This window comes from Paenibacillus sp. FSL P4-0176 (assembly GCF_037975265.1).
Lineage (GTDB): Bacteria > Bacillota > Bacilli > Paenibacillales > Paenibacillaceae > Paenibacillus > Paenibacillus amylolyticus.
The window spans coordinates 4,598,590-4,617,183 of sequence record NZ_CP150242.1; the positions used below are offsets into that span (position 1 = coordinate 4,598,590).

Here is an 18,594-nt window from a genome sequence, read left to right on the forward strand (position 1 = left end):
GCCTCTGGAAAGGAGGTGAAATATATGGTGGTACGAGCCCGTGAAACGAATGAGGAAATAGAGGCAATCGGATATATACGTCAAAGTGATCAACGTCAAGATAAAGAGGATATATCGGAGCTTACGCAATTAAGAAAGATTGAACAGTTTTGTGAGTTCAATAATTTCAAATTAGTCAAAGTGTTTAAAGATATTGACTACTCTGGATTTAGAATCAAGTACACAAAACGTCCTGGATTGATGGATGCTTTGAAATGCATTGAGGATAGACCAAGAGTGAGAAAGATGGTTTTCTTCAATCTGTCTCGTCTAACAAGGCTAAAGAAAGACTTTCAAGAGTTACAGGGGATCTTAAATTCTCACCAAGTTGATATTTGTTCAGCTTCTGAGTCTGTAGATTTCAGTACACCAAATGGACGTCTTGTCGCTGGCTTCTTTGTCGATCTCAATGAATACTATTCAGACAATCTCAGCGAGATAGTAAACGATTCCAAAGAAACGAATGCTAAGAAGGGTCGCTGGAATGGTGGTCCTGCCCCATTTGGTTTTGTGAAAACAGTAGATGGTCTGGGATTCGAGGAAGTTCCGGAACGTGCTTATTATGTAAGAGAGATTTTTCGGATGGCGAAGCTAGGAAAAGGCCCGTATTTGATAGCCAGGTGGTTGAATGAACAAAAGGTTTACTCACTAACAGGCAAGGAATGGACCGCTAGAAGAGTTCGTTATATGCTTACAAACCCAACTTACGCTGCTATGCAACGTTGGAAGGGCGAATGCTATAAGCTTCTTGTATGCCCTGTTCTCGTCTCTTGGGATGATTTCAATTACATTCAATCCACATTGTTCGGGAAAGATAAAGCATGGAAAGGAAAAGAAAGGCAACTACTCACTTCTGTTCTTATCTGTCCAGAGTGCGGATCTAAAATGCATTCTCGCTACATGTCCCATTCTAAACAGAAGAGAAAATATGTATGTAGCCGCAAAACATCTATGGGAACGATATCGTGTTCCAGTCCAAACCATGACCAAGAAAGTTTTGAAGCAGCAGTCATAAATCTGATTGCTAACATGGCAGAGAAAAAATATGGTTATGAATCTTTGATACCTGAAATGAAAGAAGATTCTGACAACAATAATTCATTCTCTAAACTTCAAGATGAACTTGCCAACATTAACAATGCAGAACAAAAGATTTTCGATGATTATTATCTTCATAACAAAATTGAAGAGCATCATTACGAGTTGTCCATGAGAAGATATGGAAAACGTAAAGCTGAGATTTTGGAATTGTTAGATAAAATTCCTTTGCCGCAATCGAAGTCATTCGGAGATTACAACGATGCAATACAAGAATTCTCTGAACTGATTAACGAGCTACCCGATGATGATAAAAGAAGATCAATCGAACTCTTAGTCGAAAAGATCACACCAGGATCGCCTGCGGTAGTTCATTTCAAATGGGGTGAAACACGGGAGATTCATCCGAGGAGTATTGAAAAATTCAAAAAGAAGCTCATCCTATACTGATTATTATGTTATCATTTAAGCGCATACAAACAAAAAAAAGGGCCGCCAAATGGCGACCTGTCGCTTACTTCGAAGCAACGTAGTATTAGGATAGGAGTGGAGAGAAACCATACTGTACCCTTATTATATGTATACGTTTTCATTTTGTCAACACTTTCAGTAAAATTGTTTGAATTAATTATATCTTTCGGTAAATCAGGATAATACATCCTTTTTTTCTGTGACTGAAAATCAAATAATAACTCCAATATAACCTCACAAAAAAGAGGGCTTTCGCCCTCTTTCTCGTCTTATATCCACACTTGATAGCCTAATGAATCCAATAACGTCTTGGCTCGTTCCATATCTTCTTCCTGACGGAAAGACAGACGCATAATGCCCGGCACATCCACCCGGTTTTCGATAATCTCCAAGTTGCTCAAGTTGATATCATTCGCCCCAAGCTCAGTTGCGATCTTACCGATCATACCCGGTGCATCCTGGACATCAGTATATAGATCAAATAACGGAGAAATCATGCCTTTGCGTCGTTCTGGTAATATACTGCGGAACTCGCGGGCCTGACGGAATGCCTCCTCTATGCCTTCACCGTTCTTATGCTCCAACATATCCGTAAAGGCCGTCATCTGGCTATTCCAGTCCTTAAGCAAGCCCAGCAGTACATCACGGTTGCTAAGCAAGATATCTCTCCACACAATCGCATCACTGGACGCAATCCGGGTAATATCCCGAAAACCGCCTGCAGCCAGCATTTTATACAGTGGATTCGACTCATTATATTCACGCACCTGATTCACCAGCGCAACAGCAATAACATGTGGCAGATGACTAATCGCCCCCACGATGTCATCGTGCAACAGAGGCTCCACACGCACGATCTGTGCCCGCGTATACGCAAGCAGCTCAGACAACCTGCTGTAGGCTTCCTCAGGTACATGTTCTGAAGGGGTTAAGACATAGTATGCATTCTCAAACAACACGGCTGAGGCCGCATCTACGCCTGCACGCTCCGACCCCGCCATAGGGTGACCACCAATGAAGTAAGCGTCAGTTAACCGCACATGCTCGGCACAAGCGGCAATGGAAGCTTTAGTGCTTCCTACGTCCGTGATGATACATCCTTTTTTCAATGGCAGCTTGGAGAGCTTTTCGAAATAGGATTCAAGCAAACCTACGGGAACGCACAAAAAAATAAAGTCGGCATCCTCTACCGCTTCTTCCAGAGAGAGCGTAGCATCATCCACTACACCGCTCGCTATGTACTTGTCCTTCAGTTCATCCAAGTGGGCGTAGCCCATCACGGTTACATCTGGCTTGCCTTTGAAGCAGAGCGCCAGTGAACCGCCGATGAGTCCTACACCAATCATTGCAATTTTTAGTTTCATGGGTCCTCACTCTTTCATCGCCAGTCTTAAGGGCGTGCTACCGCCTTCTCAGCCAGCGTGTTCTCCAGTGCCGTGACAAATGCACGGTTCTGTTCTGATGTTCCGACGGACACACGAATGTAAGTTGGGTATACGTGGAATCCTGAGCGAACGATAATGCCTTGTTTGAGCAAGGATTGGAACGCATTTGCCGAAGGCATATTCAGGTCAACCATAATGAAATTACCCTGTGAAGGGAAATACGACAATCCGAGGCGTGCAAATTCATTTTGCAGGTAATCCCGATCCGTTGCATTCCGCTTCGAGCACTCTTGAACAAAATCCTGATCCAGTAGTGCAGCTTTTGCCGCAACCTGTCCAAAACGGGAGGTGTTAAACGGTTCACGTACACGGTTAATCAAATCAATAATTTCGGGACGTGCAATACCATACCCGATCCGGAGCGAAGCCAAACCGTAAATTTTGGAGAATGTCCGCAGGATGACCAAGTTCGGATACCGTTCGATCAATGGTATACTTTGCGGGTATGCTTCATCGGTTACGAATTCATAATAAGCTTCGTCCAGTATGACCATCACATGAGCAGGCACACGGTCCATAAAGGCTGTAAGTTCCTGCTCGGAGATAATCGTACCTGTCGGATTATTTGGATTACACACCCATACTGCTTTGGTTTTGTCGTTAATTTGCGCGAGCATCGCGCTCAGATCATGCGTGCCATCTTTCAGAGGCACTTCGATGGACACGGCACCCTCAATATCTGCATTGCTTTTATATACAGAAAATGTCTGATCTGCCATAATGGTCTCGTCACCCGGCAAGAAGAAAGCTCTCGTGATCAAAGCAATAATCTCATCGGAACCACAACCAAATATTAAGTTGTTCCGTTCAACGCCAAGATGCTTGGCAAGAACTCCCGTCAGCTCAACCGAGCTACCGTCTGGGTATATGCTTATATTCGTCATTTCTCTCGTAATGGCTTCCAGGGCGGCAGGAGAACTGCCGTACGGGTTTTCGTTGGAGGCCAGCTTGATGACTTGTTCAAGCCCCAGTTCACGTTTCACTTCTTCAATCGGTTTGCCCGGCTGGTACACAGGCAGATTGACAATCTGGGATTTCGGTTTCAACCCGACCGCCTCCTGTTATTGAAATAATGTTAGACACGAATCAGCGTGCACCTCATGTGTCCAAAGATGTCCTTTCAGGACAACTCTATCCCTTTAATTGTGCCACAAAGTTGCGAATTTGCAACAGTCCCGCTGCACGCGTATCCGGATTTTCAAGCAGAGGAATCGCATCTTCCACCTGACGAACAATGGCACTACCTACAACAACGCCATCGCAGATGCGGGAGAAATGTGCCACCTGCTCATGACTGGAGATACCAAAACCTACAGCTACAGGGAGGTCTGTCAGACTTTTCACCGTCTCAATAAAGCTCTCTACTCCATCAAAGAAAGAAGCTCTCTCTCCGGTTACCCCAAGGGATGATACACAATAGATAAAGCCCCTCGCGCCCGTTACAATCCGCTCAATCCGGGCATTAGATGTAGGTGCAACAAGCGGCACCAGATGCACACCAGCACGATTTGCGCGTTCTCGCATCTCTTCCGCTTCCTCAATCGGCAGGTCCGGAATGATCATGCCACTAATATCGTGTTTGACCAATTCATCAAAGAATACATCCAGGCCTGTCTGCAATACCGGATTATAATAGGTGAACAGTACAAACGGCAGTTTCACACCTGCCTTACGAGCATTTGCAGCGGTTTCCATAACAGTACGAATGGTAATCTGGCTCTTCAGCGCACGTTCGGAAGCGCGCTGAATGACTGGGCCATCTGCAAGCGGATCGGAATAGGGAACACCCAGTTCCAAAATATCCGCTCCAGCCTGTTCAAGCTCCTTGATGATATCAATCGTTGTGTCCACATCCGGGTCTCCCACGGTTAAAAATGGAATAAGTGCCGTACGATTCTGTTCCTTCAATTGCTGGAAGGTCTGGTCCATCAGATTCATCCCAAGTCACCTCCCGTGTATTTCATGATGGATTCAACATCCTTGTCTCCACGTCCCGACAGACAAATGACTACAATATCATTTGCTGTAAGTTCAGGCGCCAGTTTGACAACTTGGGCAACCGCATGTGCAGACTCCAGAGCAGGAATGATTCCCTCCGTCCGACATAGGAGTTGCAGGGCATCCAGTGCTTCCTGATCCGTGATCGGTACATATTTTGCCCGTTCAATATCCTTGAGATAGGAATGCTCCGGACCAACACCCGGATAATCAAGTCCGGCCGAGATGGAATGCGCTGGCTGAACCTGTCCATACTCATCCTGCAACAGGTAACTCATAGAGCCCTGGAATACACCATGCGTGCCTTTGGTCATCGTTGCAGCGTGATACTCGGTTTCGACCCCTTTGCCTGCGGCTTCAACACCAACAAGCTTCACATCCTGATCACCGATAAATGGATAGAACATACCGATCGCATTACTTCCTCCACCAACAGCGGCTACAATTACATCCGGCAAACGCCCTTCGATCTCCTGAATCTGACGACGGGTCTCATCACCAATCACACGTTGGAAATTCCGCACCATCATCGGATATGGATGAGGACCAACCACTGATCCGAGCACATAGAACGTATCCTCTACATTGCTGACCCAGTAGCGAAGTGCTTCATTACCAGCATCCTTCAGTGTCCGTGTTCCGGACGTCACCGGAATTACTTCTGCTCCGAGCAGCTTCATCCGAAATACGTTTAACTGCTGACGTTCTGTATCTTCTTCGCCCATAAATACTTTGCATTCCAGTCCAAGCAATGCGGCTACGGTTGCGGTCGCAACGCCATGTTGACCTGCACCCGTTTCGGCAATAACTTTCTTTTTGCCCATCCGTTTGGCAAGCAAACCTTGTCCAATGGCGTTATTAATTTTGTGCGCGCCTGTATGATTGAGATCTTCACGTTTCAGATAAATTTTCGGTCCGCCCAATCGGCGTGACAATTGCTCTGCATGATACAATGGCGTTTCACGTCCAGAATACTCGCTTAGCAGATAGTTCAGTTCCTTGTTAAATTCCTCATCTTCAGAGAAGTGGCTGTATGCCTCCTCCAACTCAATAAGTGCGTTCATTAGTGTCTCAGGTACAAAGCGGCCTCCGAAGTGACCGAAACGCCCGTGTTGATCCGGCAATTGATGTGTCATGCCTGCTTCACCCTTTCTACGAATGCTGTAATTTTGGCAATATCCTTCACACCTTCAGTCTCCACGCCGCTGGATACATCGACGCCGAAAGGTGTATATGTCTGTATTAGTTGTTGTACATTGTCCGGCTGCAAACCTCCTGCAACGAACAGAGCAATTTCGCGACTTTTTGCCCATTCAGCATAGGCAGGGATTCGCTCCCAGGCAAACGTTTTCCCGGAGCCCCCTCCATATAGAGGATCATGGGTATCAAGCAATATCGCATCCACGTATTTATCATAAGTATCAAGAGCCCTTATGGCTGCATCATCAGCTTCCGGTCCCGTTTCATCTTTGGGAAAAGAAAAAACTTTGAACACTGCGGCATTCCACCGCTGCTTCACCTGCTGGCAAAATTCCGCAGTCTCCTGTCCATGCAGTTGAATAACATCCAGCTGAGCAATGTCCATAATGTGTTCCAGTTCTTCGAGCGTAGGATTCACAAATACACCCGCAAGCTTCGGCCGATCATAGGTAGACCATTCGAACAACACCGTTCTTAATGCAGCAGCCTGCTCGGGTTCGATTCGGCGGCGTGATTTGGCAAAAACAACACCAATGTAATCCACAGGCAAGTTTATCATCGATTTTAGCACTTCAACGTCCTGAAGTCCACATATTTTTACGGCCGCTGGCAGCGGGTTTCTCAGTTCTGACATACTGTCGCCTGTGCCATCGTGTAAGGAAGTATTCATCATTTGGGTCCCATCAGATCATATACAGCCGCCTCGACATCATCCTTGCGCATGAGATGCTCACCTACGAGAATACCATGAACACCGGCCTGGATCAGAGGTACTGTTGATTCTGGTCCGTCAATACCACTTTCGCTAATCAAGGTAACGCCACTTGGAATCAATTCCATCAAATCCAGTGTCGTGTTCAGGCTGGTTTCGAATGTTTTCAGATTACGATTGTTGATGCCCACAAGTGTTGCCTGCGGAATCTCCAAAACCTGCTCCAGTTCTGTTCGATCATGGACTTCAATCAAGGCATCCAGCCCCAAACTTTTGGCAAATTCCAGATATTGACGAATCTGTTCAGGTGTCAGAATACTGGCAATCAGCAATACCGCGTCCGCACCCAGCAATCTTGCCTCGGCAATCTGTCGTTCATCTATAATAAAATCCTTGCGCAATAGCGGAATGTTCACCGCTTGATGAATCGCCTGCAAGTACTCATTGCTCCCTTGAAAATACGACACATCTGTTAATACGGAGATGCAGTCTGCACCCGCTCGCTCATAAGCAGCAGCAATCTCTACCGGATGAAAATCCGGACGAATTAACCCTTTGGATGGCGAAGCTTTTTTCACTTCAGCAATAAGGCCAAGTTTGCGATTGCGTCCGCTTGATAATGCTTTTTCAAACCCTCGAGTTGCGGGTAGTTGTTCGATTTTTTGGATAGCTTCATCCATGTTAAATGTTTGTGCAAGAACTTCAACTTCTTTATGTTTGGTTGCAACGATTCGATCAAGATACATGACTATACGCCTCCGTTGTATGAATTAACTGTTCAAGCTTCCCGGCAGCTTTGCCCGAATCTACCGCTTCTGCGGCAAGTGTCACCCCTTCAGCAATGCTATCTGCAAGACCGGATACATAGATGCACGCTCCGGCATTCAACAGAACGACATCACGATAGGCACTCTGCTCACCCTGGAAGATCCTCTTAATAATTTCGGCATTCTGTGCCGCATCTCCTCCAAGTACCGCTTCGAGCGGATGTAGAGACAAACCCATATCACGTGGATCAATATCATAGGTGTGCACTTCACCATTGCGAAGTTCAGATACCTGAGTTGGTGCCGAGATACTGATTTCATCCAGACCATCATGGCTGGCCACAACCAACGCTCTTTTGAGACCAAGACGATTCAGTACTTCAGCAATCATCGGCGTCCGGGAACGATCATACAGGCCAAGCAGTTGGCGATCTGCTCCCGCAGGATTCGTTAACGGTCCGAGCATATTGAAAATGGTACGAACCCCCAGCTCTTTTCTTGGTCCTGCTGCATGTCGCATGGAAGGGTGATATACCTGGGCAAAACAGAAGCAGATTCCGATATCATCCAGACATTGTCTGGCCTGCTCACCGTTGAGATGGATATTTACACCGAGTGCCTCTAATACATCTGCACTACCCGCTTTGCCTGAAGCTGAACGGTTGCCATGTTTGGCGACCCGAACCGAGACGGCCGAAGCAATGATCGCGGATGCTGTGGAAATGTTGAATTTGTGAATACCCGATCCACCTGTTCCACAAGTGTCCAGCAAGCCGCTGCCATCCGTTAGAATTCGTCCGCCCTGACCACGCATGGCTTCAGCAAAACCGGTGATCTCATCTACCGTTTCACCCTTCATCCGTAGCGCCATCAGCAAACCTCCGATTTGAGCCGGCGTTGCCTCACCTCTCATGATCGAGTACATCAAATCTCTTGCTTCGGCTTGCTCCAGATGGCTGCCCTCTAGAATCTTCGCCAGGCCATTTTTCATGCCTTCCTCACGAGTAATCTCAGCAATAGGGGTTACAGGGTTCTCATTCATTATTGGGTTTATGTTCATCTCCGGTCTCTCCTCTCTCAGTTCTTAGCGGCCGCTGGTGTGACAAAGTAGTCTGCATTCGCCAGTCTCAACGTGCTGTCCTTTTCTTTGGCAGGAAACATTGCTTCTGCTGTTCGAATCGCCTTGAGCAATGCTTTAGCTTTGTTAACCGTTTCCTCATATTCATTCTCAGGCACAGAATCCCATACGATTCCCGCTCCGGCCTGTACATATGCTTTTCCTTTTTTAAAAATAATCGTACGAATCGTAATACAGGAGTCCATGTTACCCGAGAAACCAAGGTATCCGATGGCTCCTGCATAAGCACCCCGTGCCTCTTTCTCCAGTTCCGCGATAATCTCCATTGCACGCAGTTTCGGTGCTCCGGATACGGTACCCGCTGGCAAGCATGAGAGAAACGCATCGAAGAAATCCTTATCTTCTCTAAGCTCGCCCGTAACGTTGGATACCATGTGCATAACGTGAGAATACCGTTCAATCTCCATGAACATGTCACACTTCACACTGCCGAAGCTGGATACCCGGCCCAGATCGTTACGACCCAGATCAACCAGCATCAGATGCTCCGCGCGTTCCTTCTCATCCTGGAGCAGATCAGCAGCGAGTGCACGATCTTCCGCTTCTGTTGCCCCCCTTGGACGTGTACCTGCAATCGGTCGTGTCTCCACACGATTCCCGTCCACCTTGACCAGCGCTTCTGGCGAAGTACCCACGATAATCTCATCATCCATTTTGAGGTAGTACATATAAGGTGATGGATTCAGGGTCCGAAGCACACGATACACGTGAAGCGGAGAAACTTCCGTATCAATGTGGAAACGCTGGGATAATACCACTTGAAAAATATCACCTGCGCGAATGTAATCTTTGGCTTGCTCTACATTACCGATAAATTGCTCCTTCGTGAGGTTGGAGCGAATATCCCCCAGTTCCACGTCTCCCGGAATGGAACGCGGATTCAGGTTCTCCCCTGGTCCTTGCTGTTGCAAACGTTCTGCCGCCTGCTCCAGCTTCTCCGAAGTCACTGCATACGCTTGACGTATCTCGTCATCCGTTGCACCGTCCTTGACGTGTACATTACCAACGAGCAGCATCTGCTGCTTCACATGGTCAAACACGATAATCTGGTCACAGAACATAAAGCGAATGTCATCCATATTCAGGTCATCCAGCGCGTGAGCTGGAAGTTTCTCATAATAGGACAGCAGGTCATATCCGAAGAAACCAATTGCCCCACCTGTGAATGGTGGCAGTTCATCATCTTTTGGACTGCGGTACTTACGCAGCAGTGCTTTCAGTTCTTCGATCGGTTTACCTGGCAATTCACGAGTCTTCCCTGCTTCTTCTACAACAATACGGCCCTTCTTGGCCGAAATCATCAGGAACGGATCTGTACCGATGAACGAGTATCTCGCCCATTGGATACCGCCCTCTACACTTTCCAACAGGAATGCCCGGTCGTTGTCAGCATAACGGCGGAATATTCGAATCGGAGTCTCCATATCTGCCAGAATCCGTTTGACTACCGGAATCAGATTATACTCATTCGACATTTTCAGTACTTGATTAACGTTTGGCGTTATCATCAGATCACGTCCTTTCAGATTTAGGTAGAAGAAACAATTCAATGTACAAAAAAACCTCTACCATCAGGTAGAGGTTTGGTTATAAGCTGTATTTAACAGGGTGATGCTTCATAAATAACAAGTCCCTATACTTCGCTGTCGGATTATTCACAGGTCGCTGAATTGATGCATCTCACATCATCCAATTCGGGAAAATATATCAGTTATAACACTCCAACTACTCATTCCAATATTTTGTAAATATAGGAGAGTGCAATGATTGTGTTTGTACCAAAATATATCAAAACAAAAGATGTCCTATGACACGTTTGTTTTCCCTGTTCCTGTTAGCTATTCCGTAGCACGACGTACCGTGAATCAGTTGACCGGTTTCTGTTGCCCCGGTTACCACCCACTGGACTCTGCTATATACTCCACTAGCTCAGCTGCTCTCAGCTCAATCTCTACTCTACTCAACTGGTTCTCACTATACATCATTATGATCGGTTTGACAACCCACTACTTAAGAACCAGAAGGTGTTGCCAAATCCGGACGTAATGCCTGTGCACCGTTCAGATACACATGGTTGATTTCATTCTGAGCTTTGTTTGTATTCACATGCACCATGAAACGAATGCACTGCGCCAAGGCACCTTTAACAGGAACCTCCAGTGCACACATCAGTGGTACGAGTTCCCAGCCATCCAGTTGACGAATAGCTTTTGCCGGGAAAGCAGCATCCAGATCACCAGTTAACGTAATCCACACACTGCAGATATCTTCCGGTTGGATCTCATTGCGATCCACGATCTCCTGCAACAATACAGCCGTTTCCTTCAAAATCTGTTCTTCGTTGTTCTGCGTGACTGTTGTAGCCCCGCGAATTCCCCGTGTGACCATTGCTGTTATTCTCCCTTCCTGAGCATTTCAATGACGTCCCGAACTGCCGACACAGGTACGTCCTTCACAATTCTTGCAGCCCCAATCCGATCAGGAATGATAAACACCATATGACCTTCACGGAACTTTTTGTCATGCATCATCGCTTCCATTAATGCATCCGTGTCGAGATGCGCAGGCATCGTTGTTGGAAGGCGAAGTGAACGCAACATGCGGACCGTATCTTCATAGAGCCCTGCTGGCGCACCAAGCTTCTCACCAAGCAATGCTGATCCAGCCATACCGATCGAGATCGCTTCTCCGTGCAGAAATTCTCCATAACCGGCGATCGCTTCAATGGCATGACCAATCGTATGTCCCAGGTTCAACAACGCACGTTCTCCATTTTCACGTTCGTCTCTGGATACAATCTCCGCCTTAATGCCACATCCACGTTCCAAGCCGTATCCAAGTGCTTCCGGATTAAGCGCAAGCAGTTCTTCCGCATGTTCCTCACACCAATGTGCAAAAGCCTCATCACGGATCAGCCCGTGCTTCAGCATCTCTGACAACCCTGCCGATACATCTCGTGGCGGCAAGGATTGAAGTGTGTCCACATCATAGAGCACTAGCTCGGGCTGGTGGAATGCACCAATCATATTTTTGGCCAGCGGATGATTGACAGCCACCTTGCCGCCTACACTGCTGTCATGCGCCAAAATCGTTGTAGGCACTTGAACAAACTTGATTCCACGCATATATGTAGCGGCAACAAAACCAGCCAGATCACCTACGACACCACCACCTAAGGCCAGAATCGCAGAACTCCGATCCAGTTTGCCTTCGATCGCAACGGTCATCATATCCTGGTACACCGAAAGGGATTTCGATGTTTCACCAGAGGGTACAACCGCCGATACGACTGTATAACCAGCCGTACGCAGCGTTTGCTCCAAACCTGACAAGTATTTGGGAGCCACATTTTCATCTGTAATGATGAGTAACGGACTTTTTTTGGTCAACCCATATTGCTCAAAATATTGAGGGGCTTGTGCCAATAGACCGCTGCCAATCAGAATCGGATATGAGCGTTCCTCCAACTGTACCGTCAGCTGACGCATATTAGTAATTCTCCAGTTGAGCATTATAACTAGCAACATTAGCACGGATCTCTTCCATGGAATCCCCGCCGAATTTCTCCAGGAATGCTTTGGCAATTTCCCACGCTACAACATGCTCCATAACCACACTCGCTGCTGGTACAGCACAAGCGTCCGAGCGCTCAACCTGAGCCGTAAATGCTTCTTTTGTATCAATATCGACACTTTGCAGTGGCTTATACAACGTTGGGATCGGCTTCATCACACCACGTACAACGACTGGCATACCGTTTGTCATACCACCTTCGAATCCACCCAGACGGTTGGTTGCCCGGTGGTAGCCGCGCTCATCCGTATGCATGATCTCATCATGCACCTGTGATCCTCGAATGACTCCGGCTTCGAATCCGATACCAATCTCTACACCTTTGAATGCATTAATGGACATTACGCCTTGAGCGATTCGTGCATCCAGTTTGCGATCGTATTGAACATAACTACCAAGACCAATAGGTACACCTTCAACGATACATTCCACTATTCCTCCGATGGAATCGCCTTCTTGTTTAATCTGGTCGATGTAGGCTTCCATCTTCTTCTCTGTCTCAGCATCCGTAACACGTACAGAGGAAGCTTCTGTCACTGCGATCAGTTCATCAATCGGAAGGTCCTGATACGGAGCTTCGATCTCTCCAATACGAAGTACACGTCCAGCTACCTTGATTCCGAATTCAGCCAGGAATTGACGTGCAATGGCACCACATGCCACACGTACCGTTGTCTCACGTGCACTGGAGCGCTCCAGTACGTTACGCAAGTCTTTATGATTATACTTGAGTCCACCGTTCAGATCAGCGTGTCCGGGACGAGGGCGATGAACGCGACGTTTCTCTTCGTCACTGCCTTCAATCGGCTCAATATTCATAATATTCTGCCAATGTTTCCAGTCGTTATTTTGAACAACCAGCGCTACCGGAGCACCTGTTGTATATCCGTGACGGATACCACCAACAAAATTCGCCTGATCCTTCTCGATCTGCATCCGGCGTCCACGGCCATATCCCTTTTGGCGGCGGTGAAGCTGGAAATTCAGTTCTTCAAAATCAATCGTCAAATTACTTGGCAATCCTTCAATAATAGCGGTCAATTGGGGTCCGTGCGTCTCCCCTGCGGTTAAATAGCGTAAACTCATAATACGTTCCCCCTTTAAACTGTTAAACTTCACATTGCTAAAATCCCATAATTTCTTTGCTTATTATAGTATAGCTGACCGGCTTTGACAAGAAAGTCGGCGCTTTCTTGTACTTGGTATACAAATAACCGCCTGAACACATGTACATGTGCTTCAGACGGCTGAACAACCATTATCATTATTTTTTCCGATAGAAGAATGTCTCTGCTGTCTCCAGACCATATTGTCCCGGGGAGAAGATCTGCTCCGTACTACCCACAAACAAAATACCGCCTGGACGCAAACTTGCTGCAAATTTGTGATACAACAGGTTTTTGGCTTCCTCGGTAAAATAGATCATGACATTTCGGCACACAATCAGATCGTACCCATCGTCAAAACGGTCCACCAGCAAATTTTGTTTCATGAACTTGATCGAATTTTTGAGTTGCTCATCAATACGGTATACCAAGCCATCCTGCTTGAAGTAACGGTTCGCCGTTTCCTTTGGCACATCCTTAAGCGAGCGTTCCATATAACGCCCTTCCTTGGCTTTGGCCAATGCACCTTCATCCAGATCACTTGCCGTAATGGAGCTGTCCTTCAAAATGCCCATCGTGTCCAGAATCATGGCAAGTGTATAAGGTTCTTCACCTGTTGAACAGGCCGCACTCCAAACTTTAGCACGACGCTTGGACCCCAGCAGCTCAGGCAGGATCTCGTCCCGCAGCACTTCCCAACGATTGGGATTACGCCAGAATTCCGACACGTTAATCGTCATACGATCAAGGAACTCGTAGAACAATGTTTTATCTTTCTGCATAGCTTCAAAAAAGTTAGAAAATGTATGAAACCCGTTTTTGTTGCGAAGTGTGGTCAGCCTTCTTTTCATCTGGCCTTCCTTGTATTGAGCAAGATCAATGCCTGTGCTCTCTTTGATTTTACGAATGAATCCGGTGTAATCCGGGTCTAGTAGTTGTTCTTGCTCCAGCATCGTGTATCACCCTTTTGGCTAATAATTACAACCAGGCTGCGATGCTCTTGTCGTATACCACCAGTTCATCTGAAGCAAAGAAATTTGCTGCTTCACGGGAAGCACTTTCCGGCGAATCTGCCCCATGAATCAGATTATGTGGTGTGTGGCTGGCGAAGTCTCCGCGAATGGTACCTGGAGCTGCTTCCTTCACATTGGTTTTTCCGATGACGATGCGCGCAAGCGCCACAATATCGTCGCCTTCCCACACCATGGCAAATACAGGCCCCGATGTGATAAAACGAACCAGATCATCGAAAAATGGTTTACCCTCATGTTCAGCATAATGGCGTTTTGCCTGATCCTCAGACATCTGCACCAATTTGCCTGCCACCAACTTAAATCCTTTGTCTTCCAGACGGCTAATAATTCGACCGATCAATCCACGCTGCACACCATCCGGCTTCACCATCAAAAATGTACGATCCATCAGCTCACTCCTCACTCACGGTTCAAAGTTAATCACTATGTAAACGCAATCCCTCTGATTGTAACATACATGTCCAAATCCTCCCAATGAGGAATCTCACAGTTCTGTTCATCTTTGGGTATGAGTAATCTGAGAGTCGAAGGTCATACATTGTTTAATGTGTACGTTTAACCACAAAATGAGCGATATCACGCAGGTTTTTGGTCGTCTTGATGTTAGGTAGCTGATCGAGAGCATCGAGCGCTTTCTTCATATATCGGTCAGCAAGGGCTTCAGCTTTAGCAATTCCTTGACTTTGTCGAATCATTCCAATTGCATCCGATGCACTTGCCCGTCCTTCTTCATGCTGGACACGGGAAATCTCCTTAAGCAAAGGTTCCCGCAGATCGGATTCTTCCAAGGCATAAAGTACAGGAAGAGTGATATTTCCTTGCTTCATGTCACTGCCAGGTGGCTTGCCAAGTTGTTTCTCAGTACCTACCAGATCAAGTACATCATCTTGAATCTGGAAAGCCATCCCCACATTGTATCCGTACGTATACAGCAGGGAAGATACATGCTCAGGTGCACGTGTAGCCAATGCCCCTAACTGACAGCTAACCGCAATCAGAAGTGCTGTTTTGCGGCGAATCCGCAACAGATAGTTACGAACACTTTGTCCCGTATTGAAAAAGTCGCGAATTTGCTCCATCTCACCAATGGACATCTGTACCATAGCTTTGGCAAGGATACGATGAATCGCTGGATCGGATAATCCGGCAGTCATTTCAAGTGCCTTACCGTAGATATAGTCTCCAGTGTACATGGCAATCCGGTTATCCCATTTTGACTTCACCGTGGGTTTGCCTCGGCGTGTCTCCGCATTATCAATGACATCATCATGAACGAGGGATGCCGAATGGATGAGTTCCAGCGGAACCGCAACCAGCTTCAGACGTTCAATGTCGTATGTACCAAATTTCCCACCAAGTAACACAAAAACGGGCCGCAACCGTTTTCCTCCTGCTTTGAGCAAATGAAGTGACGTTTCACTCAGCAGCTTCTGTTCTCCTCGAACACTGCGATACAATTCTTTCTCAATGTAATCCATGTCCTTTTTTAACAACCCGAAAATATCCAATAGTTTCATTCGTTCACCCGTATCAGCGTATTGTCAGTCCATAAATTCATGCTTACCTTCCCCTCCAGCAAGTCGGGCCTGCAGGCATTACGAAAAACCCGGCTTACCGTTCTTGCTTGTGTTGTTCTATAAGGTAATCTAACGTGTTTTTCTTCTCCGAATGTCATAGCCGACACCCGAAAATTAAACTCTGCGACTTGTTCTGAAACAAAATACAGAAGTTGCCGGAGCATGGGTCAAGACTGTGGTTCATGAAGACTCACCATCAGTGCTCACCAATACCCCGGGATTCGGGGGACAAATAAACCGAGCAACACTTTGGCAAAAAACAGCCTTGTATCGAACTCAGTCGTTATCCCCGTTCATCCGGTTCTCCCCATCTTGTAAACAGTTGATGTGGGATGCGCAAGCTATCCAGCACTTTACCCACTAAAAACAGAATCAACTCATCCATAGTCTGAGGTTTGTAATAAAAAGCAGGCATAGCCGGTATCATTCGTACACCAAGACGAGAAAGCTTCAGCATGTTCTCCAGATGGATTGCATGAAGAGGCGTCTCACGTGGTACGAGGATCAATGTTCTTCCCTCTTTCATCATAACATCCGCTGCGCGAGACATCAGATTATCCGACGATCCCTGCGCGATGGACGAAAGAGTTCCCATCGAACATGGCATGATAATCATGCCGTCGGCCAGATAAGAACCACTTGCAATGGAGGCCCCTATATCACTCACAGGATGATAGATCAGAGAACCGGCACGGTTGCCGAATTTTTCTTCCAGCACCGCGTCCCGATTCGTCACATCCCAGTCCAATTCTTCTTTCAGTACACGCCACCCTGCATTGGATATGACCAGATGAACGTTATATTCCAAATCAAGCAGCGTTTCAATTAATCGAATGCCATATATACTGCCACTCGCTCCGGTAATTCCGACAACCAGTCGTTTATTGTCCGGCTGCTGCACCATTTATTTCACCGCCAGATCAATCAGAGTGAACGTAAATACAATTAAACTAAGCAAACTGTTCATGGTAAAAAACGCCGTTTGAACACGGCTCATATCATTAGGCGATACAATATAGTGTTGATAGAACAGAATTCCATACGTCACCAACATGCCTGCGCCATACCACCAGCTCAGATCTGTCATCAACAATAACGCAAGAAAACCAATTGCAGTAATCACATGGAAGAACTTAGCGATCTGCAAGGATTTAACCAGGCCAAAACGGGAAGGTATGGAGTGAAGACCCTCACCCTGATCAAATTCCAGATCCTGACATGCATAGATAATATCAAAGCCCGCTGTCCAGAACACAATCGTAACGTACAGCACAATCGCTGTCCAATCCATCGTTCCTGTTACAGCTACCCAGCCACCAAGTGGTGCCAAACCAATCGTCATTCCGAGAACAACGTGACATAACCATGTGAATCGTTTGGTGTACGAATACAGTACCAACATAAACACAGCAATAGGTAACAGCTGCATCGATAATACATTAAGATTGGATGAGGCCCAGAATAACAATATAAATGAGATAATGACAAATATAACAACTTCCCCATTTTTCAACAGTCCTGCCGGGATGGCTCTCATCGCGGTACGCGGGTTTTTGCTATCAATCGCTTGGTCAATAATTCGGTTCAAACCAAAAGCCGCACTACGTGCACCGATCATCGCAAGCAATACCCACATGATCTGCATCCAGCTTGGGAAGGTATCATTCACTACCATGGAGCCGAGGATCGCCCCCATAAATGCAAAAGGTAAAGCAAAAAGCGTGTGTTCAATCTTGATCATTTCTAAAAAGATGCGAATTTTCCTAAACATGCTGATTCTCCTTGGTTCCAATATGCAGTGCCGCGATACCTCCGGTCAGAGGGTAGGCCTGCACTTGTTGTAATCCAGTTTCTGCAAAAATGTCTGCCAGTTCCTGCCTTCCCGGGAAAATGGCCAGTGAGTCAGGCAGCCATTTGTACTGCTCAAAACTTTTAGCAAACACTTTGGCAAGATTCGGTAAAACCTTCTCAAAATAAAAATAATAAATGCCTTTGAACGGCTGCCATGTTGGCTTGGACAATTCCAGGCACACAACCATACCACCCGGTTTGACCACACGTTTCATTTCAGACAACACTTGTCTGAGATCAGGTACATTACGCAACCCAAACCCGATCGTCACATAATCAAACGAATTGTCTTCAAAAGGAAGTGACATGGCATTTCCCTGTGTCAGGGTAATCTGTTTTTGACGTTGCACCGCATTGATCTTTGTCTGGCCGACCTCCAGCATGTTGCTACTGAAATCAAGTCCATGCATGTGCCCCGTTTCACTTGCCTCTGCCATAGCAAGCGTCCAGTCACATGTGCCGCAGCACAAATCAAGACCGGTATCGCCTTTGGACATATTCATCTTTTTCATGGTGAATTTACGCCAAGCCTTATGCCTGCGGAAACTTAGAATATCATTCATGACATCATATTTTCCGGCTATACTCTGAAAAACCGAATGGACATATTCTTCTTTCGGTTTGGTCTCTCCGCTCCCCATTCGT

The 18,594-nt window shown here is 46.6% G+C and carries 18 protein-coding genes; 1 reads left to right on the top strand and 17 read right to left on the bottom strand.

The window, feature by feature from the left end:
- Nucleotides 1-24 precede the first annotated feature (24 nt).
- Nucleotides 25-1,527, top strand: coding sequence for a recombinase family protein (locus MKY95_RS21335; protein ID WP_076328311.1), 1,503 nt, complete (start codon nucleotides 25-27; stop codon nucleotides 1,525-1,527).
- A 290-nt stretch (nucleotides 1,528-1,817) separates the two neighbouring features.
- On the opposite strand, the gene MKY95_RS21340 is transcribed toward MKY95_RS21335, so the two are convergent.
- From MKY95_RS21340 to MKY95_RS21420, 17 genes are all read right to left on the bottom strand, one after another.
- Nucleotides 1,818-2,912, bottom strand: coding sequence for a prephenate dehydrogenase (locus tag MKY95_RS21340; protein WP_017687717.1), 1,095 nt, complete (start codon nucleotides 2,910-2,912; stop codon nucleotides 1,818-1,820).
- 26 nt (nucleotides 2,913-2,938) lie between these two features.
- A complete protein-coding gene (hisC, locus tag MKY95_RS21345) occupies nucleotides 2,939-4,039 on the bottom strand; it encodes a histidinol-phosphate transaminase (protein WP_047843554.1) in 1,101 nt (366 codons plus the stop codon).
- A gap of 85 nt (nucleotides 4,040-4,124) precedes the next feature.
- Nucleotides 4,125-4,931 (bottom strand): tryptophan synthase subunit alpha, encoded by an 807-nt coding sequence (trpA, locus tag MKY95_RS21350; protein ID WP_047843555.1) that lies wholly within the window; start codon nucleotides 4,929-4,931, stop codon nucleotides 4,125-4,127.
- Nucleotides 4,928-6,127: a tryptophan synthase subunit beta gene (gene trpB / locus MKY95_RS21355; protein WP_047843556.1), complete on the bottom strand. Its 1,200-nt coding sequence runs from the start codon at nucleotides 6,125-6,127 to the stop codon at nucleotides 4,928-4,930. Before trpB ends, trpA begins: the two co-directional genes overlap by 4 nt.
- Nucleotides 6,124-6,825 carry a phosphoribosylanthranilate isomerase gene (locus MKY95_RS21360; RefSeq protein ID WP_036607903.1) on the bottom strand — a complete coding sequence of 234 codons (702 nt, stop codon included), beginning with the start codon at nucleotides 6,823-6,825 and terminating at the stop codon, nucleotides 6,124-6,126. Before MKY95_RS21360 ends, trpB begins: the two co-directional genes overlap by 4 nt.
- Before the next feature lie 35 nt (nucleotides 6,826-6,860).
- Entirely contained in the window at nucleotides 6,861-7,649 is a 789-nt protein-coding gene (gene trpC / locus MKY95_RS21365; protein ID WP_036607671.1) for an indole-3-glycerol phosphate synthase TrpC, read from the bottom strand.
- Nucleotides 7,639-8,679 carry an anthranilate phosphoribosyltransferase gene (trpD, locus tag MKY95_RS21370; RefSeq protein WP_091034830.1) on the bottom strand — a complete coding sequence of 347 codons (1,041 nt, stop codon included), beginning with the start codon at nucleotides 8,677-8,679 and terminating at the stop codon, nucleotides 7,639-7,641. The genes trpC and trpD overlap by 11 nt, the downstream gene beginning before the upstream one ends.
- 68 nt (nucleotides 8,680-8,747) lie before the next feature.
- Complete coding sequence (gene trpE / locus MKY95_RS21375) at nucleotides 8,748-10,316, bottom strand: anthranilate synthase component I (protein WP_036607674.1); 1,569 nt, start codon at nucleotides 10,314-10,316, stop codon at nucleotides 8,748-8,750.
- A gap of 502 nt (nucleotides 10,317-10,818) precedes the next feature.
- Entirely contained in the window at nucleotides 10,819-11,196 is a 378-nt protein-coding gene (gene aroH / locus MKY95_RS21380; RefSeq protein WP_036607677.1) for a chorismate mutase, read from the bottom strand.
- A gap of 5 nt (nucleotides 11,197-11,201) precedes the next feature.
- Complete coding sequence (gene aroB, locus MKY95_RS21385; RefSeq protein ID WP_036607679.1) at nucleotides 11,202-12,296, bottom strand: 3-dehydroquinate synthase; 1,095 nt, start codon at nucleotides 12,294-12,296, stop codon at nucleotides 11,202-11,204.
- A gap of 1 nt (nucleotide 12,297) precedes the next feature.
- Nucleotides 12,298-13,467, bottom strand: a complete 1,170-nt coding sequence (aroC, locus tag MKY95_RS21390) for a chorismate synthase (RefSeq protein WP_036607682.1) — start codon at nucleotides 13,465-13,467, stop codon at nucleotides 12,298-12,300.
- Nucleotides 13,468-13,645: 178 nt separating this feature from the next.
- Nucleotides 13,646-14,440: a protein-glutamate O-methyltransferase CheR gene (locus MKY95_RS21395; RefSeq protein ID WP_036607684.1), complete on the bottom strand. Its 795-nt coding sequence runs from the start codon at nucleotides 14,438-14,440 to the stop codon at nucleotides 13,646-13,648.
- 25 nt (nucleotides 14,441-14,465) lie between these two features.
- Entirely contained in the window at nucleotides 14,466-14,909 is a 444-nt protein-coding gene (ndk, locus tag MKY95_RS21400) for a nucleoside-diphosphate kinase (RefSeq protein WP_017687704.1), read from the bottom strand.
- A gap of 154 nt (nucleotides 14,910-15,063) precedes the next feature.
- Entirely contained in the window at nucleotides 15,064-16,038 is a 975-nt protein-coding gene (locus tag MKY95_RS21405) for a polyprenyl synthetase family protein (protein WP_017687703.1), read from the bottom strand.
- Nucleotides 16,039-16,381: 343 nt separating this feature from the next.
- On the bottom strand, nucleotides 16,382-17,002 hold the full coding sequence (locus tag MKY95_RS21410) for a flavin prenyltransferase UbiX (RefSeq protein ID WP_017687702.1): 621 nt from the start codon (nucleotides 17,000-17,002) through the stop codon (nucleotides 16,382-16,384).
- The gene (locus MKY95_RS21415; protein ID WP_100527226.1) at nucleotides 17,003-17,869 is read right to left on the bottom strand and encodes a UbiA-like polyprenyltransferase; all 867 of its coding nucleotides are present in this window, start codon (nucleotides 17,867-17,869) and stop codon (nucleotides 17,003-17,005) included.
- Entirely contained in the window at nucleotides 17,862-18,590 is a 729-nt protein-coding gene (locus tag MKY95_RS21420) for a demethylmenaquinone methyltransferase (RefSeq protein ID WP_036607690.1), read from the bottom strand. Before MKY95_RS21420 ends, MKY95_RS21415 begins: the two co-directional genes overlap by 8 nt.
- Between the last annotated feature and the right edge of the window lie 4 nt (nucleotides 18,591-18,594).